Origin of the sequence: Scytonema sp. PRP1, from assembly GCF_036697665.2 — a bacterium.
GTDB classification, from domain to species: Bacteria; Cyanobacteriota; Cyanobacteriia; order Cyanobacteriales; family Nostocaceae; genus Kalymmatonema; species Kalymmatonema gypsitolerans.
This window is the reverse complement of sequence record NZ_JBAHYJ020000115.1, coordinates 1-494: the sequence shown is the minus strand read 5'-3', so window position 1 is coordinate 494 and position 494 is coordinate 1. Positions and strand designations below refer to the sequence as shown.

The window sequence follows — 494 nt, the reverse complement described above, 5'->3', positions numbered from 1 at the left end:
GGCGTGAAGGTGCTGTTAACCCAGGAAAAATTAGTCACAAGGCTTGCACAACAGCAGGCGCAACTAGTGTGTTTGGATACAAACTGGCAAGAAATCTCTGAGTTGAGCAGCTCCAATCCATCCTCTGGTGTGTTACCCGAGCACCTGGCTTATGTGATTTACACTTCGGGGTCTACAGGCAAGCCAAAAGGCGCGATGAACAAGCACTCTGGGGTTTGCAACCGCCTTGATTGGATGCAGTCAGCTTACGTACTTACACCATCAGACACAGTTTTACAGAAAACGCCTTTTAGCTTTGATGTCTCAGTGTGGGAATTCTTCTGGCCATTAATCACCGGTGCACGTCTAGTGGTGGCACAACCGGGAGGACATCGAGATAGTGCGTATCTGGTGAAGCTAATTGCCCAGCAGGGAATTACCACACTGCATTTCGTGCCTTCAATGCTACAGGTGTTCTTGCAAGAACAAGGTTTGGAAAGTTGCACTAGCTTGCG

Annotated in this window: 1 protein-coding gene; it reads left to right on the top strand. The window is 48.8% G+C overall.

Annotated features, from left to right (window positions below; all coding sequences use genetic code 11):
- Window positions 1-494: AMP-binding protein (locus tag V5G28_RS31495; protein WP_336231491.1), on the top strand; the 494-nt coding region annotated here is incomplete at both ends.